Origin of the sequence: Teichococcus deserti, from assembly GCF_001982615.1 — a bacterium.
Taxonomy (GTDB): Bacteria; Pseudomonadota; Alphaproteobacteria; order Acetobacterales; family Acetobacteraceae; genus Pseudoroseomonas; species Pseudoroseomonas deserti.
The window spans coordinates 1-7,933 of sequence record NZ_MLCO01000043.1; the positions used below are offsets into that span (position 1 = coordinate 1).

The 7,933-nt window shown below is 72.0% G+C and carries 8 protein-coding genes; 6 read left to right on the forward strand and 2 right to left on the reverse strand.

The features are described 5' to 3' along the window. Positions 1–306, reverse strand: a 306-nt coding sequence (locus BKE38_RS05995; protein WP_165694121.1) for a GNAT family N-acetyltransferase, incomplete at its 3' end; no start/stop codon positions are given. A gap of 249 nt (positions 307–555) precedes the next feature. On the opposite strand from BKE38_RS05995, the gene BKE38_RS06000 reads away from it, so the two are divergent. After that, a complete protein-coding gene (locus BKE38_RS06000; RefSeq protein ID WP_076956455.1) occupies positions 556–1,617 on the forward strand; it encodes an aspartate-semialdehyde dehydrogenase in 1,062 nt (353 codons plus the stop codon). Between the two features lie 63 nt (positions 1,618–1,680). Here BKE38_RS06000 and BKE38_RS06005 read toward each other — a convergent pair whose 3' ends face one another. Continuing rightward, the gene (locus BKE38_RS06005) at positions 1,681–2,319 is read right to left on the reverse strand and encodes a TenA family protein (RefSeq protein ID WP_076956456.1); all 639 of its coding nucleotides are present in this window, start codon (positions 2,317–2,319) and stop codon (positions 1,681–1,683) included. Positions 2,320–2,454: 135 nt separating this feature from the next. Here BKE38_RS06005 and BKE38_RS06010 point away from each other — a divergent pair, with 135 nt between their 5' ends. From BKE38_RS06010 to BKE38_RS06030, 5 genes are all read left to right on the forward strand, one after another. Further along, positions 2,455–3,771 (forward strand): dihydroorotase, encoded by a 1,317-nt coding sequence (locus BKE38_RS06010; protein ID WP_076956457.1) that lies wholly within the window; start codon positions 2,455–2,457, stop codon positions 3,769–3,771. Between the two features lie 353 nt (positions 3,772–4,124). Then, a complete protein-coding gene (locus BKE38_RS06015; RefSeq protein WP_076956458.1) occupies positions 4,125–4,775 on the forward strand; it encodes a tetratricopeptide repeat protein in 651 nt (216 codons plus the stop codon). Further along, positions 4,775–6,115 carry an outer membrane protein assembly factor BamB family protein gene (locus BKE38_RS06020; RefSeq protein WP_076956459.1) on the forward strand — a complete coding sequence of 447 codons (1,341 nt, stop codon included), beginning with the start codon at positions 4,775–4,777 and terminating at the stop codon, positions 6,113–6,115. The genes BKE38_RS06015 and BKE38_RS06020 overlap by 1 nt, the downstream gene beginning before the upstream one ends. 103 nt (positions 6,116–6,218) lie before the next feature. Next, positions 6,219–7,556: a ribosome biogenesis GTPase Der gene (gene der / locus BKE38_RS06025; protein WP_076956460.1), complete on the forward strand. Its 1,338-nt coding sequence runs from the start codon at positions 6,219–6,221 to the stop codon at positions 7,554–7,556. A gap of 32 nt (positions 7,557–7,588) precedes the next feature. Further along, a partial coding sequence (locus tag BKE38_RS06030) for a hypothetical protein (RefSeq protein WP_207553503.1) occupies positions 7,589–7,933 on the forward strand: 345 nt, incomplete at its 3' end.

A 7,933-nucleotide genomic window follows, 5' to 3' on the forward strand; every position in this document is an offset into this window, starting at 1 on the left:
CACCAGCCGCGCGCCGTATCCGCGCCGGCGCGATTCCGGCCGCACATAGACCCCGGCCAGCCAGGGCGTCAGCTCCGGCCGCTCGTCCAGGTCGGCCGCCGCCAGGCTGGCGGTCCCCGCCGGCGCGCCATCCTCCAGCAGCACGAAGGACTGCTGCGGGCCACGCTCGGCGTTGGATTGGCCGACCACCGCCAGCACCGTCTCCAGGCTTTCGCCGTTCTCGCGCCAGAAGGCGTGCCACAGCCAGGCCGCCACCTGCGGCCCCAGCTCCGGCCGCTCGCGCAGCGTCACCACCCTTGTCTCCATCGCTGATCCCTCCTGGCGATCCCGGCACGGCGCCCCCTTGACGCGGCCCTGCCTCAGGGTGAAAGTCCTCGCATGTTCGCGATGACCATCATCAAGCGCATTACCAAGACGACCGCTCCGGCGGGGCGTCCTCTGGTGGCTGCGCGGTGACCGCCGCAGCATAAAGACCAGAAGGCCCCGCCGGAGACGGACGGGGCCGCCGGAACAGCCCGGCCCCGTCTCTCCCGGCACCACCGGACACCGAGAGACATGCTGAACCAGCAAGACACCGCCGAAGCCCTTCCCCACCAGGCCGTCAAGGCCAACCCCGTGGTCGCCATCGTCGGCGCCACCGGTGCCGTCGGCGTCGAGCTGCTGGAAAGCCTCGCCGCCCGCGACTTCCCGCTGTCGGGCCTGAAGCTGCTGGCCTCCGCCCGCTCCGCCGGCAAGACCATGCGCTTCCGCGACCAGGAGCTGACCGTCGAGACCCTGACGGAAGACAGCTTCGAGGGCGTCGATCTGGCCCTCTTCTCCGCCGGCAGCGGCATCTCCAAGCGCTACGCCGCCGCCGCCGTGAAGGCCGGCGCCGTGGTGGTCGACAATTCCTCGGCCTTCCGCATGGACGCCGACGTTCCCCTGGTGGTGCCCGAGGTCAATGCCGCCGCCATCGCCCGCCACCGCGGCATCATCGCCAACCCGAACTGCGTGGCGATCATCGCGACCGTGCCGCTGGCGCCGCTGCGCGAGAAGCTGAACCTGAAGCGCGTCACCGCCGCCACCTACCAGGCCGCCTCCGGCGCCGGCGCCGCGGCGATGGAGGAGCTCCGCGCCTCCACCGAGGCCTATCTGAAGGGCGAGGCCTTCGAGCCCAAGGTCCTGCCCCACCCCTATGCCTTCAACCTGTTCAGCCACAACGCCGAGATGGACGAGGAGAACGGCTACAACGGCGAGGAGCTGAAGGTCATCCAGGAAACCCGCCGCATCCTCGACATGCCGGCGCTGCCGATCGGCATCACCTGCATCCGCGTGCCCGTCCTGCGCGCCCATGCCATCGCCCTGACCCTGGAATTCGACGCCCCCGTCACCCCGGAAGAGGTCCGCGCCATCCTGGCCGAGGCCCCGGGCGTGAAGCTGGTCGACGATCGCGCGCGCAACCACTTCCCGATGCCCTCCGAAGCCTCGGGCCAGGGCGACGTGCTGGCCGGGCGCATCCGCACCGACCTGGGCGACCCCTCGGGCCGCTCCATCGCGCTCTTCGTCGCCGGCGACCAGCTGCTCAAGGGCGCGGCGCTGAACGCGGTGCAGATCGCGGAGAAGCTGCTGCAGCGGTAAGCACCAGGGGGCGCCGCCCCCTGGACCCCCGCCGGGGGGACAGTGTCCCCCCGGGCCCCGACATCAATACAAGTCGTCGAAAAACCGGCGCTCGAGCGCCACGGCCCGGCCGAACAAGGCGCCACACACAACGGCCTCACCAGGCCCGACGCGATCAAGCTCGCCGCGCAGCCAGCCCACGAATTCCGAGAAATACGGATTGGCATGCAGCGTGATCCATTCCGCATGCACGAAGTCCTCCGGCAGCGGACCTTTGATCAGCTCCGCCCAGCTCAGGTAGAGCCATTCGGCCACCACCAGCACGGACAGCGCCTGGGCATAGGACCGGCTTTCCGCCGCCTCCCGCATGACCGCCTGGAAGGCCTGCGTCGTCTCCGTCAGCACCGGCGCCACCCGCTCGGCCTCCGGCACGCCCAGAGCGTCGAAGGACCGCACGAAATACGTGTTCTCGTCCGAGGTGATCATCGCCAGGAACCGCGCCAGCCGCAGCCGGCTGGAGAAGGAATCCGCGCTGGCGATCGCCGCCCCCAGCAGCGCCACGAAGCGGTCGATGAACTGGTAGTCCTGCACCAGGTAGCGCCGCATCACCGCCGGATCGACCGACCCCGCCGCCAGCTCGGCCACGAAGCGGTGGCGGATCGCTGCCTGCCAGTCGGCGTCATGCGCGGCGCGCAGCCGCTCGGAAAAGCCGGGCTCGGCCATTTTTCTCTCCCCAGAACCGTCCCGGCTTAGGCGTCCGGCGCCACGGCGTCCAGGCAGCGGGCGCACAGTCAGGGGTCGCCGTCCGCGATGAATCTGCCTAAGGAAGAGGCCCTGTTCGTCGAGAGGATGCCCGCCATGACCAGCTTCGATCTCATCCTGCGCGGGGGAACCTGCGTGCTTCCCTGGGGCGAGGTGGCGGCCGATGTCGGCGTGCGCGCCGGCCGGATCGTGGCCATCGGCAATCTCGGCACGGCCACCGCGCCCGAGGTCGTCGACTGCGCCGGGCTGCATGTCCTGCCCGGCCTGATCGACCCGCATGTCCATCTGCGCGACCCCGGCGACCCGGCGGTCGAGACCATCCCGACCGGCACCAAGGCCGCCATCCTCGGCGGCATCACCGCCGTCTTCGACATGCCGAACACCACCCCCTCGATCACCAGCCAGCCGGCGCTGGAGAAGAAGCGCGCCTATATCGAAGGCCGCTCCTGGTGCGACATCGGCTTCTATATCGGCGCCGGCCAGACCAACATCGCAGACCTCGCCTCCCTCGAGGCCGAGCCCGATGTCTGCGCCATCAAGGTCTTCGCCGGCTCCTCGACCGGCGACCTGCTGATCGGCGACGACGCCAGCCTGGAGCGGGTCATGCGCTCCGGCCGCCGCACCATCGCCTACCACTCCGAGGACGAGCCGCGGCTGCAGGCGCGCAAGCCCCTCTACGCCGCCGGCGGTCCGCACAAGCTGCATGCCGAGTGGCGCGACGTCGAATGCGCCTTCCTCGGCACCCGCCGCCTGATGGCGCTGGCCCGCGAGACCGGCCGCCCGGCGCATATCCTGCACGTCTCGACGGCCGAGGAGCTGGGCTACCTCAAGGATTTCCGCGACGTCGCCACCGTCGAGGTGCTGGTCAACCACCTCAGCCAGACCGACGAGGCCTATGACCGCCTCGGCGGCTATGCGGTGATGAACCCGCCGATCCGCGACCAGCGCCACAAGGACGCCGCCTGGGCGGCCGTGGCCGACGGCACGGTGGACTGCATCGGCTCCGACCACGCGCCGCACAGCCGCGAGGCCAAGGAGCGCCCCTGGCCGCAGACGGCCGCCGGCCTGACCGGCGTGCAGACCCTGGTCCCGCTGATGCTGGACCACGTCAATGCCGGTCGCCTGTCGCTGTCGCGCATGGTCGACCTGATGGCCGCCGGCCCCGCCCGCGTCTACGGCGCTGTCGCCAAGGGTCGGCTCGCCGCCGGCTACGACGCTGACTTCACCGTGGTCGACATGAAGAAGAGCCGGGTGATCGAGGAAAGCTGGATCGCCTCGCCCTGCGGCTGGACCCCCTTCGCCGGCCAGCGCGTCACCGGCTGGCCGATGATGACCATCATCCGCGGCCAGATCGCCATGCGCGACGACGAGGTCCAGGGCGAGCCGATCGGTCAGACGGTCAAGTTCCGGTAAAAGACGCATCTGGAAAGGCTGGGGGAATGAATTCCCCCAGACCCCCATCTTTTTTCTGATCACCGGCCTGTGCCAGAGCTGCGCCTCGCCGGCACCCACACCAGGGCGTCACGGCGGGACGCCATACTGTAGAACCGGCGCTCCCTCGCAGGTCGCGCTGCCACCGGGCCGATTCACGTACCTTCGTCACGTGGACACGGCAGTCCGACAGAAAAAAGAAGGGGGTTCGGGGGAATTCATTCCCCCGACCTGCCCCCGAAATTGCTGCAAAAATTCCTAGCCCTTAACGTGGCGCTTCCCGCCCGCTATGGTCCGCGCCGCTTTTCACGCCGCTTTGGAGCTGGAACCGGACCTTGCCGGATATCTTTGACGAAGTGCAGGAGGAGCTGCGGGCCGAGCGCGCGCGGCGGCTGGGCGTTCGCTACGGCGGCCTGCTGGCTGGCATCGCGCTGGTCGCGCTGCTCGGCGTCGGCGGCTGGCAGGGCTGGCGCTGGCATTCCGAGCGTCAGGCGCTGGCCTCCGCCGCGACCTATCTCGAGCTCAACCGCAGCACCGAGGCCCAGGGCGCCGATCTGAAGGCGGCCGGCGTCAGCTTCGCCGCCCTCGGCGAGCAGGGCGCGGCCGGCTACAAGCTGCTGGGCGACATGCGGGCGGCAGCGCTCCGCGCCGAGACCGGCGACCGCGACGGCGCGCTGGCGCTGTGGAACCGCGTTTCCGCCGACACGGCGGTGCCGCAGCTCTATCGCGACCTGGCCAGCCTGATGTGGGCGCTGCACGGCATCGACACGCAGGATCCGGCGGTTCTCGCGGCCCGGCTGGGCCCGCTGGCGCAGCCGGGCAATGCCTGGCGCGCCTCGGCGCGCGAGCTGCAGGCGCTGCTGGCGCTGCGCCAGGGCAACAAGGCGGAGGCGAAGCGCGACCTCGAGGCGCTCGCCGCCGATGTCACCGCGCCGCGCGGCCTGCGCGACCGCGCCGGCCGTCTCGCCGCAGGATTGGGGGTCTGATGCAGGGCAGAAAAGTCTGGACACGCCGCGCCACGCTGCTGGGCGCGTCGGGTCTGCTGAGCGGCTGCGGCCTGCTCGACATCTTCGGCGAGAGCAAGGAGCGCCTGCCGGGCGTCCGCCACTCCATCCTGGCGGCGCAGCGCACGCTGGCGGCCGACGATTCGCTGGCCGGCCAGGCGCTGACCCTGCCGGCACCGGCCGCGCGCACGGAATGGCCGCAGCCCGGCGGCGGCGCCGCGCATGACGCGGGCCACAACGCGCTGGGGGGTTCGCTGCGCGAGGCCTGGCGGTCGTCGATCGGCACCGGCAGCGCCTATCGCCGCCGCATCACCGCCGGTCCCGTCATCGCCCAGAGCACGGTCTTCGCGGCCGACGCCTATGGCGTGGTCTCGGCGCATGACCTGGCCAGTGGCGGCCGCCGCTGGCGCTTCGACACCCGCCCCGAGGATGACAGCACCGGCGCGGTCGGCGCCGGCTGCGCCTTCGCCGACGGCACGCTCTTCGTCGCGACCGGCATGGCCGAGCTGCTGGCGCTCGACCCGGGCACCGGCAAGCCGCGCTGGCGCGTCAAGCTGCCGGGCCCGACCCGCGGCGCGCCGACGGTGGCCAATGGCCGCGTCTTCGTCCCCGGCATCGAGAACCAGCTCTTCGCGGTCTCGGCCGCGGACGGCAAGCGGCTGTGGAACCACCGCGCCCAGGCCGCCGCCGCCGTGCCGCTCGGCCTGCCGGGACCTGCGGTGTCGGAGGACTTCCTGGTCGCCGGCTTCCCCTCGGGCGAGCTGCTGGCGATGCGCCCCGAGGATGGCCGCGTGCTGTGGAGCGAGAGCCTGGCCGGCCAGGGCCGCGGCGGGCTCGGCGACATCGCCGGCATCCGCGGCCTGCCGGTGATCCATGACGGCCGGGTCTATGCCATGGGCATGGGCGGCACCTCGATGGCGGTCGACCTGCGCTCCGGCCGGCGGCTGTGGGAGCGCGAGATCGGCGGCACCGAGACGCCGGTGGCCTCCGGCGACTGGCTGTTCCTGATCGGCGCCAATGGCGACCTGATCGCCATCGCCCGCGAGACCGGGCGGATCCGCTGGATCTCCGAGCTCAACGCACCGCCCGAGGGCAAGGAGAAGAACGAGGATCCGGCGACCTTCGGCACCCCGGTGCTGGCCGGCGGCCAGATCATCCTGCCCTCCAGCAAGGGCGAGGCGCTGCTGATCGATGTGCAGACCGGCAAGCCCGGCGGCCGGCTGCGGCTGCCCGGCAGCACCACGCTGCCGGCGGCGGTGGCCGAGGGCACCCTGGTCTTCCTGACCGACGGCGGCGACCTGGTCGCCTTCCGCGGCGCCTGACGTCGACATGCCCGCCCCGGCCTCAGGCCGGGGCGGGCCAAGTTGCTGCCATGCGCGACATTCTGTTTCGCGCCAGCGCGTTCTGCTTTAAAGCCCGCGCATCATGCTGCCCCGTATCGCCATCATCGGCCGCCCCAATGTGGGCAAGTCCACGCTGTTCAACCGCCTGGCCGGGCGCAAGCTCGCCATCGTGGACGACACCCCGGGCGTCACCCGCGACCGCAAGGAGACCGAGGCCCGCCTCGGCGGCCGCGCGGTCATGCTGCTGGACACCGCGGGGCTCGAGGAGGCGCCGCCCGAGACCGTCGCCGGCCGCATGCGCGCCAGTTCCGAGATCGCGGCGCGCCAGGCCGATCTGGTGCTCTTCGTCATCGATGCCCGCAGCGGCATCACCCCTTCCGACCGCGCCTTCGCCGCCTGGCTGCGCCGCCAGCCCGCCCCCGTCCTGCTGGTCGCCAACAAGACCGAGGGCCGCGGCGGCGGCATGGCGGCCTACGAGGCCTATGAGCTCGGCCTCGGCGACCCGGTCGCCATCTCGGCCGAGCATGGCGAGGGCATCGCCGACCTGCACACCACCGCGGCCGAGCTGCTGCCGGAGGAAGAGGACGAGGACGCCCGGACCCGCGACAACCGGCCGCTGCGCATGGCGATCGTCGGCCGGCCGAATGCCGGCAAGTCGACCCTGCTGAACGCGCTGCTGGGCGAGGAACGGATGATCACCGGCCCCGAGCCCGGCCTGACCCGCGACGCGGTGGCCGTCGAATGGTCGGATGACGAGGGCAAGGTGCGGCTGGTGGACACCGCCGGCATGCGCAAGAAGGCCCGCATCATCGAGAATCTCGAGCAGATGTCGGTGGGCTCGACCATCGCGGCGCTGAAGGAGGCGGAGGTCGCCGTCCTGGTGCTGGACGGGCTGCTGGGCATGGACGAGCAGGACCTGCGCATCGCGCGCCTGGCCGAGCGCGAGGGCCGCGCCGTGGTCATCGCCCTGAACAAGTGGGACGCGATCGAGGACCGCCCGGCCGCCCGCCGCGCGCTGACCGACGTGCTGACCGCCTCGCTGGCGCAGCTGAAGGGCGTCGAGGTGGTGACGCTCTCGGCGATGACCGGCAAGGGCGTCGACCGGCTGATGCCGGCGGTGCGCAAGACCATGGAGCGCTGGAACAAGCGCGTCCCCACCGGCGAGCTGAACCGTTGGTTCGAGGCGGCGGTGGCCAAGCACACCCCGCCGCTGGCCGATGGCCGCCGCATCAAGCTGCGCTATGCCACCATGCCGAAGGCGCGGCCGCCGACCATCGCCGTCTTCGGCCCGCGCGCCGAGGACCTGCCCGAGGATTACCGCCGCTACCTGGTGAACAGCTTCCGCGAGGCCTTCGACATGCCGGGCGTGCCGATCCGGCTGCATGGCCGCGGCGGCAAGAATCCCTTCGCCGAGGAGTGATCCTCGTCCCCGCGCCCCAGGCTGTCCCGCCTTTGAAGCCAAGGGCGCCGGGATGCCGGCGCCGGCTGCAGCGCGGGCTGGCCAATGCCGCCGCAGCGCTGGCCATGGCGGGGCTGGCGCTGGGCGCGGCCAAGGCGCAGCGGATGCTGCTGGCGGGCAGCGGGCATGACATCGGCACCGGCCTGCTGATCGGCCTGCCGGCGGCGGTGGCGGTGCTGGCGCTGATCGGGCTGGGCCCCGGGCGGGCACCACGGCGGCACGGGCTGGCGCTGCTGGCGGCCAGCCTGCTGCCGGTGCTGGCCTGCGGGCCGATGATGCTGTTCAGCACCACCACCGGCGCCCCGCTGGCCTGGGCCGAGGCGCCCCCCGGCCGCGCC